This window comes from Mycobacterium sp. AZCC_0083 (genome assembly GCF_014202335.1).
In the GTDB taxonomy this organism is placed as follows: Bacteria; Actinomycetota; Actinomycetes; order Mycobacteriales; family Mycobacteriaceae; genus Mycobacterium.
The window spans coordinates 35,374-58,092 of record NZ_JACHGP010000030.1; the positions used below are offsets into that span (position 1 = coordinate 35,374).

Genomic DNA, 22,719 nt, shown 5'->3' on the forward strand with positions numbered 1-22,719 from the left:
GCACCGCAGCCGCCGCCGTCCCTGCTGTACGCGCCAGGTTTCGACGAGATCTGGCCACCGGGGCGCCGCGACTACCAGCCTTCGGTCAACACCCGGTCCAGCGCATCGACGTAGAAGTCGGCGCAGTCGATGTCAATGCACAACGGCGGCTTGGTCTTCAGGATGTTGAGGTGATCGCCGGTCGGCTGGATGACCACGCCGAGCTCGAGCATGCGGTCGCAGATCGCCGCGGTCTCCTGGGTCGCGGGTGCCAGGGTGTCCTGGTCGCGGATCATCTCGACGCCGAGGTAGAGGCCGATGCCGTGCACGGTGCCGATGATCGGGTGCTTGTCACGCAGCGCGAGCAGTCTCGCCTTGAGGTGGCCGCCGACGCGCGACGCGTTGCCTTGCAGGTCCTCGTCGCGGAGCACGTCGAGCACGGTGAGTCCGATCGCGCAGGACAGCGGGCTGCCGCCGGTCGAGGAGAAGAAGTAGCCCTGCGAGGCGAACGCATCGGCCACCGCGCGGCTGGTGATCACGGCGCCCAGCGGATAGCCGTTGCCCGTCGACTTCGCCACCGACACGATGTCGGGCACCACGTTCTGCTGGTGGAAACCCCAGAACCACTCGCCGAGCCGGCCGAAACCGACCTGCACCTCGTCGGCGATCGCAAGGCCGCCACCGGCCCGCACCGCCTCGTACACCTGCCGCAGATAGCCGTCGGGCAGTGCCATGCCGCCAGCGTTGCCGTACACGGCCTCGCAGATGAACGCCGCAGGCGCTCGGCCAGCGGCGGCGAGCTCCTCGATCTGATGTACGGCATCGACGGCGTACCGGCCGACGTCGGCGCCGCGGTACTTGCCGCGAAAGCTGTTCGGCGACTCCACCGCGTGCACCCACTCGGGTCGCGTGGTGAGCGCACTGGGGTTGTCGGCCGTTGACGTCGACACGGCGTCGGTGGCATACGTCCAACCGTGGTATGCCTCGCGGACGGCGACCACGTCGCGGCGTCCCGTCGCCGCCGTCGCCAATCGCAACGCCAGATCGCTTGCCTCCGAACCGGAGTTCACCAGGAAGACGGTGTCCAGCGCGTCGGGCAACGTGGCGGTCAGACGCTCGCTGTATTCGACGACGGCCTCGTAGTTGAACCGCGAGTTGGTGTTGAGTCTGCGCAGTTGTCGCGATGCGGCGTCGGCCACCCGCGGGTGGGCGTGGCCGAGCACCGCCACGTTGTTGACCATGTCGAGGTAAACCCTTCCTGACGTCGACATCAGGAAGTGCCGCCAGCCGCGCTCGATCTGCGGGGGCCTGCGGTAGTAGTGCTCCTGCACCTTGGCGAAGCTGTCGTCCCTGCGGGCCAACAGATCTCGCTCGGCCGACGGTTCCCTCGCGGCCAGCCCGAGCAGCGGTCCCGGGTCGCGGGCGAGGGCCAGCCACCCCGGCGCCAGCTCGGCCGTGGTGAATTCGGGCGCGCGCGGGGCACCCGCCGGCCGGATCCCGACCGTGAACCAGTGGTCCGGCGCGGCGGTCGCGAGTGCTGCGGCAGCCTCGACGTGACCGGCCGCGGTGAGGTTCGCCCCCGTCACCGTCAGTTCGTAGTGCTCGCCGCGCAGCACCAGTTCTCCGCCGAGGTGGTCGACCACTCCCGGCCATGGCGCCGTCACCGTGGCGTTGCGAGCCGGCCACAGCGAGACGCCGGTCGGTATCACCTCGGGGCTGTCCTGGCTCAGCGCGGGCGCCCTGGTCAGGGCTGGTTCGCCGAACCGGGCGACGACGAGCGACGCGCCGTCGCGCACTGCGGCCCTTGCCAATTCGTCCTCGACGTCGGCAGCCAGCCATGCGCCCGGCTGGAAGGTGCTGTCGTACACGCCGGAGGTGGGGGACAGGTCCAGGGTGGTAACCGACGCCGGATCCAGCCCGGCGATCAACGGCTCTCCGGTCACCATGGCTTGGGTGTCGGCAAGGCCGAGTTCGGCGCGGATCACGCCCGTCATCACGTCGATCGGAACGGACGTGGCCTGCTCGAACATGCGCCACTCGTCATCGGATTGCTCGGTGATGTACGCGTTGTCGGGATCGAGTGCGGCCTGCTGCGCCCCGCTGACGATCAGCACGGCGGTGCGCAGCACCAGCAGCGGCCACACGACGTCCACCTCCACGGTGGTCAGGGGTCGGATCGCGTGAAATGCCCTGACGCCAGGCAGGATCGACGTGGGCGTGGTGCCGGTGTGACCCAGCACCGAGGACAGGGTGATGGCGAGTTCGGAGACGGCCCAGGTGTCGGAGAGGTCACCGAAGTCGATGATGCCGTCGGGCCCCGATCCTCCGTGCGCCGCGACGATGTTCGCGTCGGTCAGGTCGAGATGCACGGCCTGGCGCGGGAGTTCGTCGGCCAGCGGCGCGATCCGTGCCCAGGCGGCGGTCGCGGCCGCCGTCAACCGTTCGCGGTGCGTTGGGTCGTCGACGTGCGAGACCAGGGCGTCGACCACGCCATGGCCGACGCGCAGGTCCCACTGCAGCGCACGGTCGAGGCCGGGGTGGTGGAAGCCGGCCAAGGCGCGGCTCACCCGACCCGCCAGGTCGCCCATGTCCGCGACGACCCCTGGCGAAAGGTGACCCGCGCCGACCAGGGTGCCGCCGGGCAGATACGGCAACAACCGGACGTGGGCGGTGTTGTCGAGCAGACCCGTTACCGCCGTACAACTCTCACCCGCCAGGTTCGGCAGCGGTACCGCGACCCGCAGCGTCGGCTCCTCACCGGCGATCAACTCGGCGGCGGTGTCCTGCGCCGCCAACTCGGCCGCCGTGAATGCCGGGTTGGCGATCTTCAGCACCGCGAATGGGCGGTCGTCGGAGTCGAGCACCAGGAAGTTCTTGTCCTGTTGGCTGCCAAGCGATTCCGCCCTGGCGTTGATGCCGTAGTACTTCAGCAGCAGGTGTTCCGCCTGCGCATCGGTGACCTGGGGCGCCGGTAGCTCGGGTTGCTCCAGGAAGTTGAATCCGGCCGTCACTGGTTGACGAATCGGACGACGACCTCGGTGAAGGCATCGTTGTCGTCACCCGCCGCCGTGTGCCCGGCCTCGGCCAACTCGACGAACTCGGCGCGCGGCACCTTGGACAGGAAGTCCTCGACGCCCTCGACGCTGACCACGTCCGACAACTTGCCGCGAATCAACAGGATCGGGATCTGCAGGTTGATCGCCGCCTGCTCGAGCATGTCCATCCGCGTGAACGGATCGTCATCGGGTTTGGTCAGGAACGCCGGATCCCAGTGCCAGTACCACCGGCCGTCGCGCAGGCGCAGGTTCTTCTTCAACCCCTCCGGGCTGCGCGGCTTGGGTCGGTGCGGCAGATACGCGGCGACCGCGTCGGCGGCGTCCTCGAGCGAGGCGAAGCCGTCGACGTTGCCGAACATGAAGTCGCGGATGCGGGCGCTGCCGTCCTTCTCGAACCTCGGCACCACGTCGACGAGGATCAGCTTGGAAACCAGTTCGGGTCCGGCCTCGTGCGCCGCCAGGATGCCCGTCAGCCCGCCCATGCTCGCGCCGACCAGTGCCACCGGCCTGCCGATCTGGTAGAGCACCTGAAGGATGTCGCTGCACAGCGTCTCGACCGTGTAGTTCGCGGTGGGGGAGCGGTCACTGTCGCCGTGACCGCGGCTGTCGAGGGCGATGACGTGGAAGCCCGCGTCGGCCAGGATCTGGCCGGTGTTCTTCCACGAGTGCCTGTTCTGGCCTCCGCCGTGCAGCATCAGGACGGTCGGGCGACCCTCTGCGGACGCGGCGCCACGGTTCCACTCGTCGCCGATCAGGTTGAGGTCGTCGACACCGCGGAACGTCACCGTCTGCGATGTGCTGTGCACAGTGCTCACATGGATCCTCTCGGCCTTTCCACTGCACGTTACCCACGCGGTTTGCCTATTCGTCACCGGCCCCGGGCTGGCGCTTGGAACGCCACCCGATGAGTTTCCTAGCTCGGCTGAGTCGACATCCCATGCCCAACATCACTCCCTCCCTCTGGTTCGACGGCAACCTCGAAGAAGCCGGCGCCTTCTACGCGTCGGTCTTTCCGAATTCGTCGGTCGGACCGTTCTTCCGCTACACCGAGGCCGGTCCTGGTACCCCGGGCGACGTGGTGTACGGCACCTTTGTCCTGGACGGGCACCGGCTCCTCGGCATCAACGGTGGTCCGCAGTTTCGGTTCACCGAGGCGGTGTCGTTCGAAGTGCGCTGCGCTGACCAGGACGAAGTCGACTACTACTGGTCCAAGCTCGTCGACGGCGGCGAGGAGTCGCAGTGTGGCTGGCTCAAGGATCGCTACGGATTGAGCTGGCAGATCGTGCCCGAACGGCTGTACGAACTGCTGGAGGGCCCGGACCCGGCACGGGCCGCCGCTGCAACCGCGGCGATGCTCGGCATGCGCAAGATCGTGGTCGCCGAACTTGAGGCGGCCGTCGGTAACTTGTGATCCCGGCATGATTCCGACGCGATGATGATTTGCTGACGTCGGACCGTCAGCGGCGGTGACCGTCGGCAACCCGCTCCGAGGCCGACTCGGCGCGTGCGACCTGCGTCGGTGGGGCTGCGGTCCACGCGGTGGCGACGTCGCGCCGTCCTCTGCTGTTGCTGGCGTGGAAATCGTTGTTGTACGGTTCTTCGACTTCTTCGTGTGTCACCATCACGGCATTCGCCCGGGGCGGGTTTAGTCGGAGGGAATCAGCGACCGATGCCATTGACGTGCAGCGCAGGGGAGAACGCTTGATGGTCGCATCCGACGCATTGGCCAAGAACGCGGCGAAACCGATCCGCGCTGTCGGCGGCTTCTTCTCGATGGCGCTCGACACTTTCGTGCTGATGTTCAAGCCGCCCTTTGCCTGGCGCGAATTCATCCTGCAGTCGTGGTTCGTCGCGCGGGTGGCCATCGTGCCCACGTTGATGCTGACGATCCCCTATACGGTGCTGCTGACCTTCACGTTCAACATCCTGCTCACCGAATTCGGCGCCGCCGACTTCTCAGGCACCGGCGCCGCCCTCGGCACGGTCAGCCAAATCGGGCCGATCGTCACGGTTCTGGTGATCGCCGGGGCAGGCGCCACCGCGATGTGTGCGGACCTCGGTGCGCGCACCATCCGCGAGGAACTCGACGCGCTTCGGGTGATGGGCGTCAATCCCATTCAGACACTGGTGGTTCCGCGTGTGCTCGCGGCGACACTCGTCTCGCTCGCGCTGTCGGCGACGGTGGTCCTGGTCGGACTCACCGGCGCGTACCTCTTCTGCGTCTACGTCCAGCACGTCTCCCCTGGAGCGTTCGTGTCGGGCCTGACGTTGATCACCGGCCCTGCCGACGTGGTGATCGCCTTGGTCAAGGCCGGCCTGTTCGGCCTGACCGCCGGGCTGATCGCTTGCTACAAGGGCATTTCCGTTGGCGGCGGCCCAGCAGGCGTCGGCAATGCGGTGAACGAGACGGTCGTGTTCACCTTCATGGCCCTGTTCGCGATCAACGTCGTCGCGACCGCCGTCGGCGTCAAGGCCACGATGTGAGTCAGCGGGTAGCGCGAGAAACGAAGCGGGATCGCGTATGAGCACGGTCAGCCACCGGTTCAGGCGGACCGTCGACGGCTGGGTGCACGGTTGGAACCAGATCGGCGTACAGACCAAGTTCTTCGGGAAGACGCTGCGCTCGATCGGCGACGTGTTCCTCAACTACCGCGTCGAGCTGATCCGGCTGATCGCCCAGATGGGCCTTGGCACCGGTGCGCTCGCCATCGTCGGCGGCACGGTCGCCATCGTCGGCTTCCTCACCATGAGCACGGGCGCGCTTGTCGCAGTGCAGGGGTACAACCAGTTCTCCGAGATCGGCGTGGAGGCCCTCACCGGTTTCGCATCGGCCTTCTTCAACGTCCGCCTGATCGCGCCTGCCACCACCGCCATCGCCCTGTCGGCGACCATCGGCGCAGGCGCAACGGCACAACTCGGCGCCATGCGGATCAACGAGGAGATCGACGCGCTGGAGGTCATCGGCATCCGCAGCATCTCGTATCTGGCCTCCACCCGGGTGATCGCGGGCGTCATCGTGGTGATCCCGCTGTACTGCGTCGGTGTGCTGATGTCGTTCTGGGCCGCGAAGTTGGGCACGACCGCCATCTACGGCCAGTCGACCGGTGTGTATGACCACTACTTCGACACGTTCCTCAACCCGATCGATCTGATCTGGTCGTTCGTCCAGTCGATCGCGATGGCGATCGTAATCATGCTCGTGCACACCTATTACGGCTTCAGCGCCACTGGTGGGCCCGCCGGTGTCGGCGAGGCCGTCGGCCGCGCGGTGCGCACCTCACTGGTCATCTCGGCGTTCGTCGTCGTGGTCATCTCCCTGGCCGTCTACGGCCAGTCCGGCAACTTCAACCTGGCCGGCTGAACGGGGGCCGGCGTCGCAATGAGCGTGGAATATCAAGGCAAACAACGGGGCCTGGCCCCCGGCTGGTGGACGCTATTCCTGGTATTGCTGATCATCGCCATCATCTGGGTGGCCTACTCCCTGTTCTCTGGCACGTTCTTCAAGAAGTACGTGACGGTCACCCTGACCTCCGACCGGTCCGGTCTGGTGATGGAGACCAACGCCAAGGTGAAGATGCGCGGTGTGCAGGTCGGCCGGGTCATCTCGATCACCGGTGGCGACACGGAAAGCTCTGCGCCCGTGTCGTTGGGCTTGGAGATCTACCCCGGGCAGATCCAGTACATCCCGGCCAACGTCGAGGCACAGATCAACGCCACCACCATCTTCGGCGCCAAGTTCGTGGATCTCGTCTACCCCAGCGATCCCAGCTCGCAGCGGCTGCAAGAGGGCCAGGTGCTCAAGTCGCGCAACGTCACCACCGAGGTCAACACCGTCTTCCAGAACCTCGTCGGCGTGCTCAACAGGGTGGACACCGCCAAGCTCAACGCCGTGCTGTCGGCACTGGCCGAAGGGGTCCGCGGCCAGGGCGACCGGATCGGCCAGGCCACCACCGACGCCAACCAGGTATTGCTCGCGCTCAACCCGCGCGCCGACACGATCCGTGCGGACTGGCAGGCGCTGAAGGGCTTCAGCGACACGTACAGCGCTGCGGCACGAGACATCTTGACCACGCTGAACGCGGCGAGCACCACCAGCACCACCGTGACCACCCACGCCAAGCAACTCGACGCGCTGCTGCTGGCCACCACCGGCTTCTCCAACGCGGGCATCGACCTGCTGGCGCCCAGCCAGGCCAACCTGATCAAGTCGATCAACGTGCTGAAGCCCACCACCGACTTGCTGATGAAGTACAACCCCGAGTACACCTGCCTGCTGGTCGGCGCAAAGTGGTTGTTGGACAACGGCGGCTACGAAGCCACCGGCGGCAACGGCAAGTCGTTCATCCTCGACACCGGCCTGATGCTCGGCGACGACCCGTACCGGTACCCGGACAACTTGCCCATCGTCGGCGCCAAGGGCGGACCTGGCGGCAAGCCCAGTTGCGGCTCGCTGCCGATCGTCGACGAAAACTGGCCGGTGCGCCAGCTCGTCACCAACACCGGCTTCGGCACCGGCACCGACTGGCGCCCCAACCCGGGCATCGGCTTCCCCGGCTACGCCAACTACCTACCGGTGACGCGCGGCGTGCCCGAACCGCCGAGCCTGCGAAACCTGTTCGGTGGCCCCGCGCCTGGCCCGATCCCGTATCCAGGCGCGCCCGCGTACGGGGCCCCGATGTACGCGCCCGACGGCACGCCGCTGTGGCCGGGCCTGCCGCCCGCGCCACCACCTGGTGCGCCACGCGACCCGGGGGCGACACCCGGCTCGGAACCGTTCGTGGTGCCGGCTCCGCAAGCGATGCCGCCGACGCCGCTGCCACCGGTGCCGCTACCCGACGCGGTCGCCCCATCACCGTAGAAGCACCGCACCCCGACACGAACACGAACACGAAAGGTAAGCAGCCATGAAGGACAACTTGGCAGGAGCCGCCTGGCGCCTGGCCATCTTCTTGGTGGTGTGCCTCGTTGGCGTGTTCGCGCTCGTCGCGGTCTTCGCGCAGCTGCGGTTAGGGGAGAAGGCCAACGACTATCACGCCGAGTTCGCCAACGTGTCCGGGTTGGAAGGCGGCGACTTCGTCCGGATCGCCGGTGTCGAGGTCGGCAAGGTGGACAAGCTGTCGATCCGCGACGACAGCACCGTGACGGTCGACTTCACCGCGGACGACTCTGTGGTGCTCACCCAGGGATCGCGTGCGGTGATCCGCTACGACGACCTGATCGGCGGCCGCTACCTGGCGCTCGAGGAGGGCACGGGAGATGCCAAGCGGCTCAACGCCGGTGCCACCATCCCGTTGGAGCGGACCTCGCCCGCGCTCGATCTCGACGCGTTGATCGGCGGCTTCCGCCCGCTGTTCAGGGCGCTCGACCCCAACCAGGTCAACGCGCTCTCCGGTCAGTTGATCAGCGCCTTCCAGGGGCAGGGCGCGACCATCGGATCGTTCCTCACGCAGACCGCCGCGCTGACCACCACGCTGGCCGACCGCGACCAACTGATCGGCGAGGTGATCGTCAATCTCAACACGGTGCTTGGCTCGCTCGGCGACCAGAGTGATCAGTTCGCCAAGGGCGTTGACTCGCTGGCCGACCTCATCAAGGGCCTCGAGGCCCGCAAGTCCGACATCGCCAACGGCCTCGCGTACACCAACGCCGCTGCGGGCAGCATCGCCGACCTTCTGTCGCAGGCCCGCCCGCCGTTCCAGAAGGTGATCGCCCAAACCGACCGCGCCGCAGGCATCGTGGTGGCCGACCACGACTACTTCGACAACCTGGTCAACACGCTGCCCGACGCCTACCAGGCGCTGGCCCGGCAGGGCATCTACGGTGACTACTTCAGTTTCTACCTCTGCGACATCGTGCTGAAGCTCAATGGAAAGGGCGGTCAGCCGGTGTACGTCAAGATTGCCGGGCAGAGCACCGGAAGGTGCACGCCGCGATGAAGCCCTTCTCCGAACGCAACCAGTTCACCATCGGCGCAATCGGTCTCGCGATCGTCGCCGCGATCGTCTTCGGCGCGCTCAACTACGACAAGCTGCCGTTCCTCACCCAGGAGAAGGCCTACTCCGCCTTCTTCGTCGAAGCGGGCGGCCTGAAGAGCGGTGCCGCCGTTCAGGTCTCCGGCATGAAGGTGGGCCAGGTTTCCAGCGTCGAACTCGACGGGGAACAGCGGGTCCTGGTGAAGTTCGAGGTTAACGAGAACGTTCGCCTCGGCGACCGCACCGAGGCCGCGGTCAAGACGAAGAGCCTGCTCGGTACCAAGATCCTGGAGGTCACGCCGCGCGGCGACGGACGGCAACAGGGCACCATCCCGGCCGACCGCACCACGCCTGCCTACCAATTGCCCGACGCCCTTGGCGATCTCGCGACGACGATCAGCGGCCTGAACACCGACCAACTGTCGGACTCGCTGAAGGTGCTCTCCGAGACGTTCGCCGACACACCGCCAGAACTCAAGGTCGCCATCGAGGGGGTCGCGCGCTTCTCCCAGAGCCTCAACGAGCGTGATGCCCAACTGCGCTCGCTGCTCACCAACGCCGACAAGTCGACCACCGTGCTCGCCGAACGCAGCAACCAGGTGGTCGGCCTGGTCCGCAACACCAACGCCCTTCTGGCGGAACTGCAGAACCAGAGCGCTGCGCTGGACGCGATCTCGGGCAACATCTCGGCGCTGAGTGTCCAGCTGCAGGGCTTCATCGCCGAGAACCGCACCACCATGAAGCCGGCGATCGACAAGCTCAACGGCGTCCTCACCATCCTCGACAACCGCAAGGACCGGCTGAAGAAGTCGCTGAAACTGCTGAACTCGTACGCGATGTCGCTTGGCGAGTCGGTGTCGGGCGGTCCGTTCTTCAAGTCCTACGTCGCCAACCTGCTGCCTGGACAGTTCGTTCAACCGTTCATCGACGCCGCCTTCTCCGACCTCGGTCTCGACCCGAACGTGCTGCTGCCCTCCGAGCGCATCGACCCGCAGATCGGCCAGCCAGGCACCCCGGCGCTGCCGCTGCCGTACCCGCGCACCGGCCAGGGCGGCGAGCCGAATCTCAATCTGCCCGATGCCATTACGGGCAATCCCGGCGACCCCGGGTGCGGTCCGCCCGGCTTGCCGCTGCCCGGCCCGACTGGTTGCTACCCATACCGCGAACCGCTGCCCGCGCCGCCGCCGGGTGGACCGCCGCCGGGACCGCCCGCCCAAGCGCCGCCGGGCATCCAGCCGACTGCGGTGCCGACGCCAAGCCCGGTGCTGATCCCAGCTCCTGGTGAGGTACCTCCGCCTGCCGAGGGAGGTGGCCAGTGAGCACCGCCATCACGCCATCACCGGCCACGCGCTACGCCCGTCCCGGGCTGGCCATTGCCTTGGTGCTTCTGCTCGCCGCCGGCGTCTTCGTGCTGGTGCGGGGGAGCGAGACGATCAACCGCACCAACGTCGTCGCGTACTTCGAGAACAGCAACGGCATCTACGTCGGCGACGACGTCACGATCCTCGGCGTGCCCGTCGGCCAGATCTCCGCGATCGAGCCCGAGCCAACGCAGGTCAAGGTGTCGTTCTGGTACAACAGCAAATTCCGGGTGCCTGCCGATGCCAATGCCGCGGTCCTGTCGCCGATGCTCGTCACGTCCCGTGCGATCCAGTTGACGCCGTCGTACTCGGGTGGCCCGGTGCTCGCCGACGACGCCGTGATCCCGCGTGAACGTACCGTCGTCCCAGTCGAATACGACGACTTCCGCAAGCAGCTGGAGCGGCTCACCGAGACGCTTCAGCCCACCCAGCCGGGTGGCGTCAGCACTTTGGGCGCGGTCATCAACACTGCCGCGGACAACCTGCGCGGCCAGGGCGCCAACATCCGCGACACCGTGATCAAACTGTCCCAAGCGTTTTCGGCGCTCGGCGACCACAGCACCGACATCTTCTCGACCGTGAAGAACCTCTCGATCCTGGTGTCCGCGCTGCAGGACAGCACGAACCTGATGCGCCAGCTGAACCAGAACCTGGCGTCGGTGTCGGGCCTGCTCGCCGACGATCCGAACGAAGTCGGCAACGCGGTGCGCGACCTGTCCGACGCGGTGGGCCAGGTGCAGAGCTTCGTCGCGGACAACCGCGAGACGCTGGGCACCACGTCGGACAAGTTGGCCGGTGTGACCACGGCACTCACCGAGAGCATCGACGACATCAAGCAATTCCTGCACGTGGCGCCGACGACGTTCCAGAACTACATCAACATCTACCAACCGGCGCAAGGCGCGGTGTCGAGCGTGCCGGTGATCAACAACTTCGCCAACCCGATCACCTTCATCTGCGGCGCCGTCCAGGCCGCATCGCGCATGGGCGCCGAGGATTCGGCGAAGCTCTGCGTCCAGTACCTGGCGCCGATCATCAAGAACCGGCAATACAACTTCCCGCCGATCGGGGAGAACCTCTTCGTCGGCGCCCAGGCGCGGCCGAACGAGATCACCTACAGCGAGGAATGGATGCGCCCGGACTACGTACCTCCTGCGGGTCCGGCGCCCAGCCCGAATCAAGCGTCGCCGTTGTCCGGTGAAGCGCCGCCGCCCCCGGGCCCACCGCTGCCCGCCGAGGCGCCGATGGCGACCAATCCGGCTGACGGGCTGCCCGGGTTGATGATGCCGAACGGGCCGGGGTCATGATGAGCCGCAAGCTGATTCGATTCGCAGTACTCACCGCCGCGGTGTCGGTGGTGTTGTCCGGCTGCGGCGCGGGCGGGCTGAACTCCGTGCCGTTGCCCGGAGTGCAGGGCGAGGGGTCGGGCGCGTACACCGTCAAGGCGCAGATGCCCGACGTCGACAACATCGAGCAGAACTCTCGGGTGCGTGTCGACGATGTGACGGTCGGCAATGTCACCGGGATCGAGCGCGAGGGCTGGCACGCCCTGGTCACCATGAAGCTCAACGCCAACGTGGTGCTGCCGGCCAACGCGACGGCCAAGGTGGGCCAGACCAGCCTGCTGGGCAGCCAGCACATCGAGCTCTCGGTGCCCAAGGGCGTACCGCCCGAGGGCAGGTTGCGCGACGGGTCCGTGATACCGCTGTCGTCGGCGGGTGCGTACCCGACCACCGAGCAGACGCTTGCGGCGATCTCGTTGCTGCTCAACGGAGGTGGGCTCGGCAACGTCCAGGACATCACGCAGGCGTTCAGCACGGCGTTCACCGGCCGGGAAGCCGACCTGCGCAGCCTGATCGAGCAGCTCGACAAGTTCATCGCCTACAACAACGACCAAAAGCGGGACATCATCGCCGCCGCCGAGAGTCTCAACGCTCTGGTCGGCCAGTTCGCCGCCCAGAAACCCGTGGTGGACAAGGCGTTGCGGACGATCCCCGACGCGCTGGCGGTGCTGAGCAACCAGCGCAACCAGCTCGCCGACGCGCTCACCCAGCTGGGCAAGTTCAGTGCGCTGGCGGCAGATTCGGTCAACCAGACCAAGGAGTCGTTGGTCGCCGAGCTGAAGAACGTTGGGCCGGTGCTGGAATCGCTTGCCAACGCAGGCCCGGCGTTGACGCGCTCGCTGAGCTTCCTGACCACCTACCCGTTCCCCAAGGAAACCATCACCAACTGGATGCGCGGTGACTACGCGAACCTGACGCTCATCGTCGACGCGACGCTGAGCCGGCTCGATTCGGGGATGATGACCGGAACGCGGTGGGAGTGCGACCTGACCTGGTTGGAGCTGCAGTGGGGCCGCACCATCGGCCAGTTGCCCAGCCCGTGCACCGCGGGCAACTCGTATACCGCGGGTAACCCGTTGACCATGCCCTACCACTGGGATCAGGGGCCGTAGACATGCGACTGACCAGACAGATCCTCGTCCAGCTGGGCATCTTCATCGCCATCGCGCTGGTCGCGATGGCCATCATGGTGTTCGGCTACATGAACCTGCCGAACCTGATGTGGGGCGCGGGGCACTACCGCGTCACCCTGCAGTTGCCGCAGACCGGTGGCCTGTACGAGCGAGGAAACGTCACGTACCGCGGCGTTCAAGTGGGCCGGGTGGAAAGAGTCGACCTGACGAACGACGGTGTCGCCGCGACGCTTTCGCTGAAATCGGACGTCTCGATCCCCGCCGACCTGGACGCACAGGTACACAGCCAGTCTGCAGTCGGCGAACAGTTCGTCGAGCTGATCCCGCGCAGCGGCAATGGCCCGGCGCTGAAGGACGGATCGATCATCCCGCTCGACCGCGCTGCGGTGCCAACCAATGTCAACACTCTGCTGGAGGCCACCAATCGCGGGTTGGACGCGATACCGCGGGACAACCTCAAGACTGCCGTCGACGAGTCCTACCTCGCGGTCGGCGGGCTTGGGCCGGACCTGTCGCGGTTGGTGAAGGGTTCGACGGCGCTGGCCATCGACGCCCGCGCCAACCTCGATCCGCTGACCGCGCTGATCGACCAGTCCAAGCCGATCTTGGACACCCAGACCGACACCGGGGGGTCGATCAGGGCATGGGCGTCGAACCTGGCGACCGTCACCGGCGAGTTGCAAGCCAACGACGACGCCGTGCGGGGCGTGCTGACGAAGGGGCCAGGCGCGGCCGACGAGGTCCGTGCGCTGTTCCAGCGTCTGCAGCCGACGCTGCCCATCGTGCTGGCCAACCTGGTCACCGTCGGCGAGGTCGCGCTGACCTACCAGGCCAGCCTCGAGCAGTTGCTGGTGCTGCTGCCGCAGGGCACCGCGACGACGCAGGCCACCGGTACCGCCAACCGCAACACCAAGCAGGATCTCAAGGGCGCCTACCTCAACTTCAACCTCAATCTGAATCTGCCGCCGGCATGTACGACGGGCTTCCTGCCAGCAAACGAGCAGCGGCCTGCCAGTTTCGAGGACTACCCAGACCGGCCCGCGGGTGACGTCTACTGCAGGGTCCCGCAGGATTCGCCGTTCAACGTGCGCGGTGCGCGCAACCTGCCGTGCGAGACGGTGCCAGGCAAACGTTCGCCGACGGTGAAGCTGTGCGAGAGCAACGAGAACTACATCCCGCTCAACGACGGCTTCAACTGGAAGGGCGACCCGAACGCCACGCTGTCCGGACAGGACATCCCGCAGCTGCCGCCGGGGTCACCACCTGCACAGTTCGTGCCGCCTCCGGCAGCGGTGCCGCCGCCAATCGCAGCCGCTGAATATGATCCGGCAACGGGCACGTACGTTGGACCGGACGGCCACGTGTACACGCAAGGCAATCTGGCCCGTAACGCCAAAGAGGAGCAAACATGGCAGACGATGCTGCTGCCCCCGCCGGGGAGCTGAGCAAGCCTGCATCCGAACCGGCAGAACCGGTAGCCGACAGTGTCGACGCGGACGCGGAGTCCGCAGCCGAGTTCCTCGACGAGGCCGAGGATGACGGTGAGGACTACCCGGAACTCGAAGCCGAGGCCACCGCGCCGCGGATGGCGCACGTCCGACTGGCGACGATCGTCGGCCTTGTCGTGGTGCTCGCCCTCGGCGGTCTGGTCGGGTGGCTGAGCTTCCGCGCCTACCAGTCGCACCAACTCGACACGCAACGCAAGGTCTTCCTTCAGGTCGGCAGGCAGGGTGCGCTGAACCTCACCACGATCGACTACCAACACGTCGACAATGACGTCAAGCGCATCCTCGACTCCGCGACCGGAAAGTTCTACGACGACTTCCAGCAGCGCAGCCAGCCGTTCACCGAGGTGGTCAAGCAGGTGAAGTCGAAGTCGGTGGGCACCGTGACCGAGGCCGGCCTGGAGTCCGAGTCGAACGACGAGGCGCAGGTACTCGTCGCGGTGGCGGTCAACACCACCGTCGAGGGCCAACCCGAACAGCAGCCGCGTGCCTGGCGGATGCGCATCCTCGTGCAGAAGGTCGGCGAGGACACCAAGGTTTCCAACGTGGAGTTCGTGCCGTGACAGACGAAGAGAAGACAACCGTGATCGACGAGGCCGAGGAGAACAAAGTCGACTCTGACTCCGACTCCAAGGACGTCATCGAAGACGCCGCAGACGATGCCGATACCGCAGATGCCGATACCGCAGATGCCGTCAAGGCGAAGCCGACCAAGAAGCGGACTGCGAAGCCCTTCCGCCCTGGCATCGACTGGCCAAGGGTGTTCGCGTACGGGGTGCTCCCGGGACTGGCTCTGGTGCTGGCGCTGGCCGCGGGATTCCTGAAGTACGTGGACAATTCGGTGCGCAGCTCCGACGTCGCCCGCGCCGAGTCGATGCAGGTCGCCAAGGACAGCACCATCGCGCTGCTGTCCTATCAGCCCGACAAGGTCAAGGACCAGTTGAACGCCGCCCGCAGCCTGCTCACCGGCGACTTCCAGAACTCGTACACGTCGCTCATCAACGACGTGGTGATCCCTGGCGCCGAGCAGAAGAAGATATCTGCGGTCGCGACGGTGCCCGCCGCCGCGTCGGTCTCGGCCCAACCGAATCACGCCGTGGTCCTGGTATTCGTGAATCAGACCGTCATCGTGGGTGCCGATGCGCCGACCGACACCGCGTCGAGTGTGAAGGTGACTCTGGACAAGCACGGCGACAAGTGGTTGATCTCCGAGTTCCAGCCGGTGTAGGTACACGGTGGTGACCGAACCGCGTCGGCTCGACGTCACCACCCCCGACGTGACGCTGCGGGCGCTGACGTGGGGGCCGCCGGACGGGCCGATCGCGTTGTGCCTGCACGGTTTTCCCGATACCGCGCACGGCTGGCGCAAGGTCGCCCCCGTGCTCGCTGACGCGGGCTGGCGGGTGGTGACGCCGTTCATGCGCGGTTACGCCCCGTCGTCGGTCTCGTCGATCGGCAGCTATCACGTCGGTGCGTTGATGGACGACGCGCTGCGCGTGCTCGACGCGGCAGGCCCGACGGGCCGCGACGTCATCATCGGCCACGACTGGGGAGCGATCGCAGGGGCAGGCCTTGCCGCGATGCCCGACAACCCGTTCAGCAAGGCCGTGATCATGTCCGTGCCGCCTTCCGCGTCGTTTCGTGGCAAGGTCCCGAACGTGGGCGGCTTGCTCGCCCGGCTGCCGCGCCAATTGGTGCGCAGCTGGTACATCATGTACTTCCAATTGCCCTGGCTGCCAGAGCGTTCCGCGTCGTGGGTGGTACCTCGACTGTGGCAACAGTGGTCACCGGGGTACCACGCGACCGAAGACGTCGCACTGGTGCTCGACGCGATCGGATCCCCGAAGAACTGGCGCGCCGCGCTCGGGTACTACCGCGCAACGGTGAGGGGCAGCAAGCCGCCCGAGCGCTACGCCGAACTGCACCAGCGCTGGCTGTCGGCCCCGGTGCTCCCGACCATGTACCTGCACGGCGCAGACGACGGCTGCGCCACATCGGACTACGCGCGGTGGGTGCAGCCGGTGCTTCCCGATGGCAGTCGCGTCGAAATCGTCGACGGGGCAGGGCACTTCATGCAACTCGACCGACCGGACGTGACGGCAGGCCACATCCTCGACTTCATCGGGCGCTAGCGGTTCTTCAGGGCCGGATGGTTGCGGGCCAGGATCGGTAGCAGCAGCCGGCGCGGCAGGTGCTGGAACGCGACGGCGCCGATCCGGTTGAACGCACCGGGGACGATCACGATGCGGCCCGACGCCAGCCCGTCGACCGCGGCCCGTGCGACTTCGTCGGGGTCGATCCACATGGCCTTCGGGAGCGCAGCTTCGGCGTCCTCGTCGGAGACGCCCGCTGCTTCGCCGAACCCGGTCTTGACCGGGCCGGGACACAGGGTCGCGGCGATGACGCCGGTGCCGCGCAGCTCCTGGCCGAGGGACTGCGTGTAGGAGAGCACGAATGCCTTGGCCGCGCCGTAGGCCGCCTGCCCTGGCAGCGGGCCGAACGCCCCGACCGATGCGACGTTGAGCACCGCGCCGCGACCGCGCGACACCATGCCGGGGACGAAGCGGCTGCACAGGTCGGCAACGGCGGCGACGTCGACCTCGATGAGGTTGAGTTCGGCGGCGGGGTCGGATTCCGCGATCGGTCCCATCGTGCTGAGGCCTGCGTTGTTGACAAGGACGTCGACGACCAGACCGAGCTCGGTCACTCGCTCGGGCAACGCGGCCCGCTCGGCGGGCTTGGACAGGTCGGCGGCCAGCACATCGGCTGCCGCGCCAAGCGATTCGGCGAGCTCTTGCAATTTCTCGGCGCGGCGCGCCACCAACACCACGCGACGACCGCGGCTGGCGAACTCCCGTGCGATTTCCGCACCGATGCCCGACGAGGCGCCGGTGACGAGAACGACGCCGTTGCGACTTGCCGCTGGAAGCATGCCCGCAGCCTAGCCTTGGGCGATGAGCACCTGGCGGCTGACGCCTACCGATGCACAGACGTTCTGGATGTCGACGAAGATTCCCAACGACACGTTCCTGTTGTTCGGATTCGGCGGCGTGCCAGCCGACCTGGAGGCGACGCTGGACGGCCTCGCATCGCGGGCCCGCGGCTGTCCTGACTTGACGGTGCGCATCGACGATCACGGGCGCCTCGGCTATCCGGCCTGGGTGCACCGCGACGTCGACCGCTCGCAGTTCGTCATGCACGACCTCGAGAACCGCACGTGGGCGGGCTGTCTGGCCGAGGTGAGCCGGCTCATCGCCGATCAGTTGGATGCGCGGGTGGTGGCGTGGCGGCTGCACGTGTTCACCGACGTCGACGGAGTTCCTGGAGTCGCTGGGGCCGGCACCGTGGCGGTCCTGCAGATCTCGCATGCGCTCGGTGGCGGTGGGCGCACCTTGGCGCCCGCGGCGCAGATGTTCGGCAGGGTCGGCGCAGTGGTGTCAGGGATCGACTCACGGTCTGCCGGCCCCGCTGCCTTGCCGCTGCTCGGGGTGCGCGCTGCCAGGGCTCATCGCCGGTTCCTGGCCGACACCGAGGCGGGAGTCGTTCCGCCACAAGCAGATCTGCGTCCGCTGCTGCGGACCAACGCACGACCGTCCGGTTCCGCCGGCCTGCGCACGGTGGTCAGCAAGCGCTCCGAACTAGCCGAGGGAACGGTGACGGTTGCCGCCCTGTCCGCGATATCGGCCGCGCTCGCTGATCATCTGCGCGACCTTGGCGACGACCCGTCGGCGCTCGGCGCCGAAGTGCCGATGGCCAAGCCACCGCCACGCCTGTCGTACAACCACTTCGGCAACGTCGGCGTCGGTCTGTACCCGGAGTTGGCCGCGGGGGAGCGCAGCGCGCGCATCGCCGCCGACCTCGAGGCACGGCGCCGCCGCGCTGCGCATCCCGCGATGCGCGCCGGCGATCTGGCCTTCGGCGCGACGCCTGCGCCGTTGTTGCGTTGGGGGATGGAACGTTTCGATCCCGATGTGCGGGTGGCGGCGGTGACGGGCAACACGGTGGTGTCCAGCGTGAACTGCGGGGCAGCGGACTTCGCGTTCGGCGGCGCTCCCGTCGTGCTGGCATCGGCCTTCGCAGGACTGTCGCCGATGATGGGCCTGACGCACGTCGTGGTCGGTGTCGGCGACACCGTCACGGTCGGCGTGCACGCCGCCGAGTCGGCGGTGGGTGGCCCGGATGGGCTTGATGCCTACGTGGCGCGCCTCGAGGAGGCACTGGGATCCGAGTCCAGTCCCTCCACCACTGCGTAGTGCTGCATCTCCTCGATGTCGTCGACGAACGGGCGGATGGGCGGGAAGAACCGTCGGAACTGCTCGCTGGGCCGAAAACCGTTGAGGTGATCGGCGGTCGAGGTCCAGTAGATCCGCAGGATGAACCTATCGGGCTCCTCCTCGCACTGCGCCAGCTGGTAGCCGAGGCAGTACTCGCTGTCGTCGAGCGCGGTCGCCGACTCCCGATAGGCCGCGACGAACGCGTCGCGCCGGTCCTCGTCGATCCGGTAGCGGATGTACTCGACCGTCACTGTTGGCTCCTCAAGAGTCCGAAGGCGAAACCCGTGCCGAAGCCGCGGCGCAAGGCCAGGTGTATCCAGATCAGTGCGTACGGCTCGAGCAGCCGGGCCAGCGCCAGCTCGCCCGCGTCGACCACCTCGAACCCCAACTCGGACACCAGGGTCGAGGTGACGTCCTTGGCGGCGGCGTCGTCACCGCAGACCAGCATCACCGGTGTGCCCTCGACGTCCGGGTGGTCCATCATCGGCGCACCGATCTGGTTCATCGCCTTGCACACCCGCGCCCCGAGCGCCCACGCCGCGACCTGTTCGGCGCCGGACGTGGTGTGCCCGATCTCCAGCGCGGAGAAGTCGGGCGTCAACGGATTCGTGCAGTCGACGACGACCCGGTCCGCCAACTCGCCGCAATCGGCGATCGCCTGCTCGGTGGACTGCCACGGCGTGCACAGCACCACGACGTCGGCGTCGCGGGCGGCGGCCGCGGTGGTCGCGACGGCACCGAGGTCGGCGTACTTGGGATCTTCTGGGGTTCGGACGCCATAGGTGACCTGGTGAGCAGTACTCCACCCGCCGCCCAAGGCCTGCCCGACGTTGCCTGCCCCGATGATTGCGATTCTGATGCGCGTTACGCTACGGCCGAGGGGTCGCACCAGCAATGACGGACTTCGAGGTGAGCTACGGACCGGGAGGTTAGCGTGCAGGCCACAGGACCGCAGGAGCGCAACGAAGAACCGCGCTTGGTAGAACTATGCCCCGTCGAGGCGACCCTGGCCGTCATCGGCGGCAAGTGGAAAGCCGTGCTCGTCTTCTATCTGAAGCGCGGCGGGGCTCACCGGTTCGCCGAGTTGCGGCGCAAGACTCACGGGATCAGCGAGCGCGTGCTGACCAGGCAGTTGCGCGAGCTGGAGGCCGACGGCATCGTCCGGCGCGAAGTCTTCGCGGAAGTGCCAGCGCGCGTGGAGTATTCGCTGACCGAATACGGAGAGTCGCTCGGACCGGTGACCGAGGCGATGTGCCAGTGGGGCAAGGCGCACATGGCGGTCAGGACCGCCTGACGTCGGCTGGAGGGTCACTTGCGCAGGTTGGCGATACCTACGTCCATTGCGGCTTCGAGGTAGCTGATGTCACCGGTGTTCAGCAGCACCGAGACTCCGCCCTGGATGCCTGCCAGGAGTGCCGCGGCGGCGCGCGCCGGGTCGACGGACTCGGTCATCTTTCCCTGCTGCTGCATCGCGCGCACTCCTGACTCGATCTCGGTCCGCCACTGATCGATCAGCGCCGAGGTCACCGCCTGTGCTCCCGGCGTGCGGCCCATCTCGGACATCACCGTCGACAGCGGGCACTGCTGTCCCTGCTCGCGGTAGCGCTCCACGACCACGTCGCGCCACCGCTGCCACGCCGCCCATGACGTCAACTTGCCCAGGTGCGGTTGCTGGTCGCTGAGTACTCGCGCCGCCTCCAGCTCGGCCACCGCGAGCAGCAGCTGCTCCTTGCCGCTTGGGAAGTAGTGGAACAGCTGGCTCTTCGACGTCCCGGTGTGGGCCATCACGTGGTCGAGCGTGGTGGCGACCGCGCCGTTCACACGGATCTCCGCTGCGGCGCCATCGATGATCCGCTGGCGGGTGACCTGGCCCTTGGTCGTGAATTTTTGGGCCGTGACTTTCTGGACTTGCCAGTCCATTTTTAGCGCGCCATTCTTGGACTCATGAGTCCAAACAATACGCGGCTGGAAGGCCGCACGGCACTGGTCACGGGTTCCACCGGCGGCCTCGGCGTCGCCATCGCCCGCGCTCTCGCCGATGCAGGCGCGTTCGTCGTCGTCAGCGGCCGCAACAAGGAACGGGGCGACGACGTCGTCGCAGGCGTCCGCGCCGCCGGGGGACGGGCGGCGTTCGTGGTCGCCGATCTGAGCGGCGGGGCGACGGCCGCAACGGACCTCGCCGAGCAGGCCACCGCGGCGGCAGGCGGCCGGATCGACGTCCTGGTCAACAACGCCGCCATGCTGCTGATGCCGACACCGACGGCCGCGGTGTCCGAACAGACACTGCGGGACGCGTTCGCAGTCAACGTCTTCGCCCCGTTCTTCCTTACCGGTGTGATCGCGCCCCCAATGGCGGAGCGCGGCCGCGGCGCCATCGTCAACATCGGTTCCATCACTGGTCTTCGCGGCAGCGATGGATCGGCGATCTACAGCGCGAACAAGGCCGCGATCCACTCGATGACCACGTCGTGGGCCGACGAGTACGGGCCGTCGGGCGTCAGGGTGAACGCCGTCGCGCCTGGTCCGATCGCCACCGAACGCCAGCTCGAGTTCGCCGACCACGTGGCGCCGATGTTGGCGCGGATCCCGTCGCGCCGGATGAGCACGCCCGAGGAGGTGGCGGCGTCGGTGGTCTTCCTGGCCTCGGACGACGCGGCCAACATCCACGGCGCCGTTCTCGGCGTGGACGGGGGCTGGGCGGCGGTGTAGCCGCGGCGTGACAGATCGCCTAGATTCTGTTGCGTGACCGCCTACGACTTCGCCATCCTTCTGCTCCGCGTCGTCCTCGGCCTGACCATGGCTGCGCACGGCTACAACAAGTTCTTCGGGCCGGGGGGTCTGGCGGGCACGGCAGGCTGGTTCGACAGCATGGGCATGAAGCCTGGCAAGTTCCACGCCAGGGTGGCCGCCAGTACTGAGATGGCCGCCGGGCTCGGGCTTGCCGTCGGGCTGCTCACTCCGATCCCCGCCGCCGGCTTCGTCTCGCTGATGTTCGTCGCCGCATGGACGGTGCACCGCAAGAACGGCTTCTTCATCGTCAAGGAGGGCTGGGAGTACAACCTGGTGCTCGCCGTCGTCGCGGTCGCGATCGCGACCTTGGGCGCAGGCAAGCTCAGCCTGGACTACGCGTTGTTCCACACCAGCGGGGCCTACCACTACCTGCACGGCTGGTGCGGCCTGATCATCGCCGTCGTGCTCGGTGTGGCCGGGGGCATCGGTCAGCTCGCGATCTTCTACCGGCCTCCTGCCAAGCAGGCGGGATAGCTGTCGTGGCTCAATCACCTGACGCCGACTATCCGAAGATGGCCATGGAGCGGGGGCACGTCGAACCCTCACCGCGGCGGGTCCGCGGATACTTCGACGGCCAGCTGGTGTTCGACACGACGCACGCCCGCTACGTGTGGGAGGTGCCGAACTACCCGCAGTACTACATCCCGCGTGCCGACGTGCGCGATGAGTTCCTCGTCGACGAGAACCACCCGCAGAAGGTGCAGTTCGGGCCGTCCCGGATGTACTCGCTGACCGCGGGGGACGCCACCAGGGCAGGTGCGGCGCGGGTCTTCGACGGCGACGGCGGCGGTCCCGTGGCGGGCACCGTCCGGTTCGAATGGGACGCCCTCGATTGGTTCGAGGAGGACGAGCGGATCGTCGGCCATCCCCGCAATCCGTACGCCAGGATCGACGCACTTCGCTCGCACCGGCATGTCCACGTCGAACTCGACGGCGTCGTGCTCGCCGATACCCACGCTCCGGTATTGCTCTTCGAAACGGGTTTGCCGACAAGGTATTACATCGACCGAACCGATGTCGTGTTCGCCAAGCTCGAGCACAGCGACACACAGACCCTGTGCCCGTACAAGGGGATCACGTCGGGCTACTGGTCGGTGCGTGTCGGCGAGACCGTGCACCAGGACTTGGTGTGGACCTATGCCTACCCGTTGCCTGCGGTCGCCCCGATCGCGGGGCTGATCGCGTTCTACAACGAGAAGGTCGACATCGCCGTCGACGGGGTTGCGCTGCCTCGGCCGCACACGACTTTCAGCTGATCGCCCGAGTTTCGGCCCGTTCGCGGTCATAAGTTTCGAACCCGTTCCGC

General features: G+C 67.2%; 24 protein-coding genes. 17 read left to right on the forward strand and 7 right to left on the reverse strand.

The window, feature by feature from the left end:
- Positions 1-71: 71 nt before the first annotated feature.
- Both HNP02_RS40965 and HNP02_RS40970 read right to left on the reverse strand, forming a co-directional pair.
- Positions 72-2,990 (reverse strand): aminotransferase, encoded by a 2,919-nt coding sequence (locus tag HNP02_RS40965; RefSeq protein WP_184446533.1) that lies wholly within the window; start codon positions 2,988-2,990, stop codon positions 72-74.
- On the reverse strand, positions 2,987-3,850 hold the full coding sequence (locus HNP02_RS40970) for an alpha/beta fold hydrolase (protein WP_184446534.1): 864 nt from the start codon (positions 3,848-3,850) through the stop codon (positions 2,987-2,989). Before HNP02_RS40970 ends, HNP02_RS40965 begins: the two co-directional genes overlap by 4 nt.
- Positions 3,851-3,972: 122 nt before the next feature.
- Here HNP02_RS40970 and HNP02_RS40975 point away from each other — a divergent pair, with 122 nt between their 5' ends.
- Positions 3,973-4,446 carry a VOC family protein gene (locus tag HNP02_RS40975; RefSeq protein WP_184446535.1) on the forward strand — a complete coding sequence of 158 codons (474 nt, stop codon included), beginning with the start codon at positions 3,973-3,975 and terminating at the stop codon, positions 4,444-4,446.
- A 46-nt stretch (positions 4,447-4,492) separates the two neighbouring features.
- On the opposite strand, the gene HNP02_RS40980 is transcribed toward HNP02_RS40975, so the two are convergent.
- A complete protein-coding gene (locus HNP02_RS40980) occupies positions 4,493-4,657 on the reverse strand; it encodes a hypothetical protein (RefSeq protein ID WP_184446536.1) in 165 nt (54 codons plus the stop codon).
- 82 nt (positions 4,658-4,739) lie between these two features.
- Here HNP02_RS40980 and HNP02_RS40985 point away from each other — a divergent pair, with 82 nt between their 5' ends.
- The 11 genes from HNP02_RS40985 to HNP02_RS41035 are packed head-to-tail and all read left to right on the forward strand — an operon-like array spanning position 4,740 to position 16,481.
- Entirely contained in the window at positions 4,740-5,519 is a 780-nt protein-coding gene (locus HNP02_RS40985) for an ABC transporter permease (RefSeq protein ID WP_184446537.1), read from the forward strand.
- A gap of 37 nt (positions 5,520-5,556) precedes the next feature.
- Positions 5,557-6,396 (forward strand): ABC transporter permease, encoded by an 840-nt coding sequence (locus HNP02_RS40990; RefSeq protein WP_184446538.1) that lies wholly within the window; start codon positions 5,557-5,559, stop codon positions 6,394-6,396.
- A gap of 18 nt (positions 6,397-6,414) precedes the next feature.
- Positions 6,415-7,893: an MCE family protein gene (locus tag HNP02_RS40995; protein WP_184446539.1), complete on the forward strand. Its 1,479-nt coding sequence runs from the start codon at positions 6,415-6,417 to the stop codon at positions 7,891-7,893.
- Positions 7,894-7,939: 46 nt separating this feature from the next.
- Positions 7,940-8,971 carry an MCE family protein gene (locus tag HNP02_RS41000; protein ID WP_184446540.1) on the forward strand — a complete coding sequence of 344 codons (1,032 nt, stop codon included), beginning with the start codon at positions 7,940-7,942 and terminating at the stop codon, positions 8,969-8,971.
- Positions 8,968-10,326, forward strand: a complete 1,359-nt coding sequence (locus HNP02_RS41005; RefSeq protein ID WP_184446541.1) for an MCE family protein — start codon at positions 8,968-8,970, stop codon at positions 10,324-10,326. The genes HNP02_RS41000 and HNP02_RS41005 overlap by 4 nt, the downstream gene beginning before the upstream one ends.
- Positions 10,327-10,334: 8 nt before the next feature.
- On the forward strand, positions 10,335-11,675 hold the full coding sequence (locus HNP02_RS41010) for an MCE family protein (protein ID WP_375373772.1): 1,341 nt from the start codon (positions 10,335-10,337) through the stop codon (positions 11,673-11,675).
- The gene (locus HNP02_RS41015; RefSeq protein WP_375373768.1) at positions 11,672-12,823 is read left to right on the forward strand and encodes a virulence factor Mce family protein; all 1,152 of its coding nucleotides are present in this window, start codon (positions 11,672-11,674) and stop codon (positions 12,821-12,823) included. The genes HNP02_RS41010 and HNP02_RS41015 overlap by 4 nt, the downstream gene beginning before the upstream one ends.
- A 2-nt stretch (positions 12,824-12,825) precedes the next feature.
- The gene (locus HNP02_RS41020; RefSeq protein WP_184446542.1) at positions 12,826-14,289 is read left to right on the forward strand and encodes an MCE family protein; all 1,464 of its coding nucleotides are present in this window, start codon (positions 12,826-12,828) and stop codon (positions 14,287-14,289) included.
- Positions 14,253-14,912: an Mce protein gene (locus tag HNP02_RS41025; RefSeq protein WP_184446543.1), complete on the forward strand. Its 660-nt coding sequence runs from the start codon at positions 14,253-14,255 to the stop codon at positions 14,910-14,912. The genes HNP02_RS41020 and HNP02_RS41025 overlap by 37 nt, the downstream gene beginning before the upstream one ends.
- On the forward strand, positions 14,909-15,577 hold the full coding sequence (locus HNP02_RS41030) for a hypothetical protein (RefSeq protein WP_309241882.1): 669 nt from the start codon (positions 14,909-14,911) through the stop codon (positions 15,575-15,577). The genes HNP02_RS41025 and HNP02_RS41030 overlap by 4 nt, the downstream gene beginning before the upstream one ends.
- Before the next feature lie 10 nt (positions 15,578-15,587).
- Positions 15,588-16,481 (forward strand): alpha/beta fold hydrolase, encoded by an 894-nt coding sequence (locus HNP02_RS41035; protein ID WP_184446544.1) that lies wholly within the window; start codon positions 15,588-15,590, stop codon positions 16,479-16,481.
- Here the strand turns inward: HNP02_RS41035 and HNP02_RS41040 are convergent.
- Positions 16,478-17,281: an SDR family oxidoreductase gene (locus HNP02_RS41040; RefSeq protein ID WP_184446545.1), complete on the reverse strand. Its 804-nt coding sequence runs from the start codon at positions 17,279-17,281 to the stop codon at positions 16,478-16,480. The two genes, HNP02_RS41035 and HNP02_RS41040, sit on opposite strands and share 4 nt — an antisense overlap.
- A gap of 22 nt (positions 17,282-17,303) precedes the next feature.
- On the opposite strand from HNP02_RS41040, the gene HNP02_RS41045 reads away from it, so the two are divergent.
- Positions 17,304-18,602 carry a WS/DGAT domain-containing protein gene (locus HNP02_RS41045; protein ID WP_184446546.1) on the forward strand — a complete coding sequence of 433 codons (1,299 nt, stop codon included), beginning with the start codon at positions 17,304-17,306 and terminating at the stop codon, positions 18,600-18,602.
- Here HNP02_RS41045 and HNP02_RS41050 read toward each other — a convergent pair.
- Positions 18,542-18,874, reverse strand: a complete 333-nt coding sequence (locus HNP02_RS41050; protein WP_309241883.1) for an antibiotic biosynthesis monooxygenase family protein — start codon at positions 18,872-18,874, stop codon at positions 18,542-18,544. The two genes, HNP02_RS41045 and HNP02_RS41050, sit on opposite strands and share 61 nt — an antisense overlap.
- Positions 18,871-19,512: an NAD(P)-binding domain-containing protein gene (locus HNP02_RS41055; RefSeq protein WP_309241884.1), complete on the reverse strand. Its 642-nt coding sequence runs from the start codon at positions 19,510-19,512 to the stop codon at positions 18,871-18,873. The genes HNP02_RS41050 and HNP02_RS41055 overlap by 4 nt, the downstream gene beginning before the upstream one ends.
- Positions 19,513-19,557: 45 nt before the next feature.
- Between HNP02_RS41055 and HNP02_RS41060 the strand changes: the two genes are divergently transcribed.
- Positions 19,558-19,917 (forward strand): helix-turn-helix domain-containing protein, encoded by a 360-nt coding sequence (locus HNP02_RS41060; protein WP_184446547.1) that lies wholly within the window; start codon positions 19,558-19,560, stop codon positions 19,915-19,917.
- Positions 19,918-19,931: 14 nt separating this feature from the next.
- Here HNP02_RS41060 and HNP02_RS41065 read toward each other — a convergent pair whose 3' ends face one another.
- A complete protein-coding gene (locus HNP02_RS41065; protein ID WP_184446548.1) occupies positions 19,932-20,543 on the reverse strand; it encodes a TetR/AcrR family transcriptional regulator in 612 nt (203 codons plus the stop codon).
- Between the two features lie 24 nt (positions 20,544-20,567).
- Between HNP02_RS41065 and HNP02_RS41070 the strand changes: the two genes are divergently transcribed.
- From HNP02_RS41070 to HNP02_RS41080, 3 genes are read left to right on the forward strand one after another with little or no spacing between them, the layout of a single operon-like run.
- Complete coding sequence (locus tag HNP02_RS41070) at positions 20,568-21,332, forward strand: SDR family NAD(P)-dependent oxidoreductase (protein WP_184446549.1); 765 nt, start codon at positions 20,568-20,570, stop codon at positions 21,330-21,332.
- Positions 21,333-21,365: 33 nt separating this feature from the next.
- Positions 21,366-21,887 carry a DoxX family protein gene (locus HNP02_RS41075; protein ID WP_184446550.1) on the forward strand — a complete coding sequence of 174 codons (522 nt, stop codon included), beginning with the start codon at positions 21,366-21,368 and terminating at the stop codon, positions 21,885-21,887.
- A gap of 38 nt (positions 21,888-21,925) precedes the next feature.
- Positions 21,926-22,669 carry a DUF427 domain-containing protein gene (locus HNP02_RS41080; RefSeq protein ID WP_184446575.1) on the forward strand — a complete coding sequence of 248 codons (744 nt, stop codon included), beginning with the start codon at positions 21,926-21,928 and terminating at the stop codon, positions 22,667-22,669.
- Positions 22,670-22,719: the final 50 nt, after the last annotated feature.

Excerpts from the sequence above, each read along its gene's own strand:
- HNP02_RS40975 (WP_184446535.1), top strand. The coding sequence starts at position 3,973 with ATGCCCAACATCACTCCCTCCCTCTGGTTCGACGGCAACCTCGAAGAA.
- HNP02_RS40980 (WP_184446536.1), bottom strand. The coding sequence starts at position 4,657 with ATGGTGACACACGAAGAAGTCGAAGAACCGTACAACAACGATTTCCAC.
- HNP02_RS40985 (WP_184446537.1), top strand. The coding sequence starts at position 4,740 with ATGGTCGCATCCGACGCATTGGCCAAGAACGCGGCGAAACCGATCCGC.
- HNP02_RS40990 (WP_184446538.1), top strand. The coding sequence starts at position 5,557 with ATGAGCACGGTCAGCCACCGGTTCAGGCGGACCGTCGACGGCTGGGTG.
- HNP02_RS40995 (WP_184446539.1), top strand. The coding sequence starts at position 6,415 with ATGAGCGTGGAATATCAAGGCAAACAACGGGGCCTGGCCCCCGGCTGG.
- HNP02_RS41000 (WP_184446540.1), top strand. The coding sequence starts at position 7,940 with ATGAAGGACAACTTGGCAGGAGCCGCCTGGCGCCTGGCCATCTTCTTG.
- HNP02_RS41005 (WP_184446541.1), top strand. The coding sequence starts at position 8,968 with ATGAAGCCCTTCTCCGAACGCAACCAGTTCACCATCGGCGCAATCGGT.
- HNP02_RS41015 (WP_375373768.1), top strand. The coding sequence starts at position 11,672 with ATGATGAGCCGCAAGCTGATTCGATTCGCAGTACTCACCGCCGCGGTG.
- HNP02_RS41020 (WP_184446542.1), top strand. The coding sequence starts at position 12,826 with ATGCGACTGACCAGACAGATCCTCGTCCAGCTGGGCATCTTCATCGCC.
- HNP02_RS41025 (WP_184446543.1), top strand. The coding sequence starts at position 14,253 with ATGGCAGACGATGCTGCTGCCCCCGCCGGGGAGCTGAGCAAGCCTGCA.
- HNP02_RS41040 (WP_184446545.1), bottom strand. The coding sequence starts at position 17,281 with ATGCTTCCAGCGGCAAGTCGCAACGGCGTCGTTCTCGTCACCGGCGCC.
- HNP02_RS41045 (WP_184446546.1), top strand. The coding sequence starts at position 17,304 with ATGAGCACCTGGCGGCTGACGCCTACCGATGCACAGACGTTCTGGATG.
- HNP02_RS41065 (WP_184446548.1), bottom strand. The coding sequence starts at position 20,543 with ATGGACTGGCAAGTCCAGAAAGTCACGGCCCAAAAATTCACGACCAAG.
- HNP02_RS41070 (WP_184446549.1), top strand. The coding sequence starts at position 20,568 with ATGAGTCCAAACAATACGCGGCTGGAAGGCCGCACGGCACTGGTCACG.
- HNP02_RS41080 (WP_184446575.1), top strand. The coding sequence starts at position 21,926 with ATGGCCATGGAGCGGGGGCACGTCGAACCCTCACCGCGGCGGGTCCGC.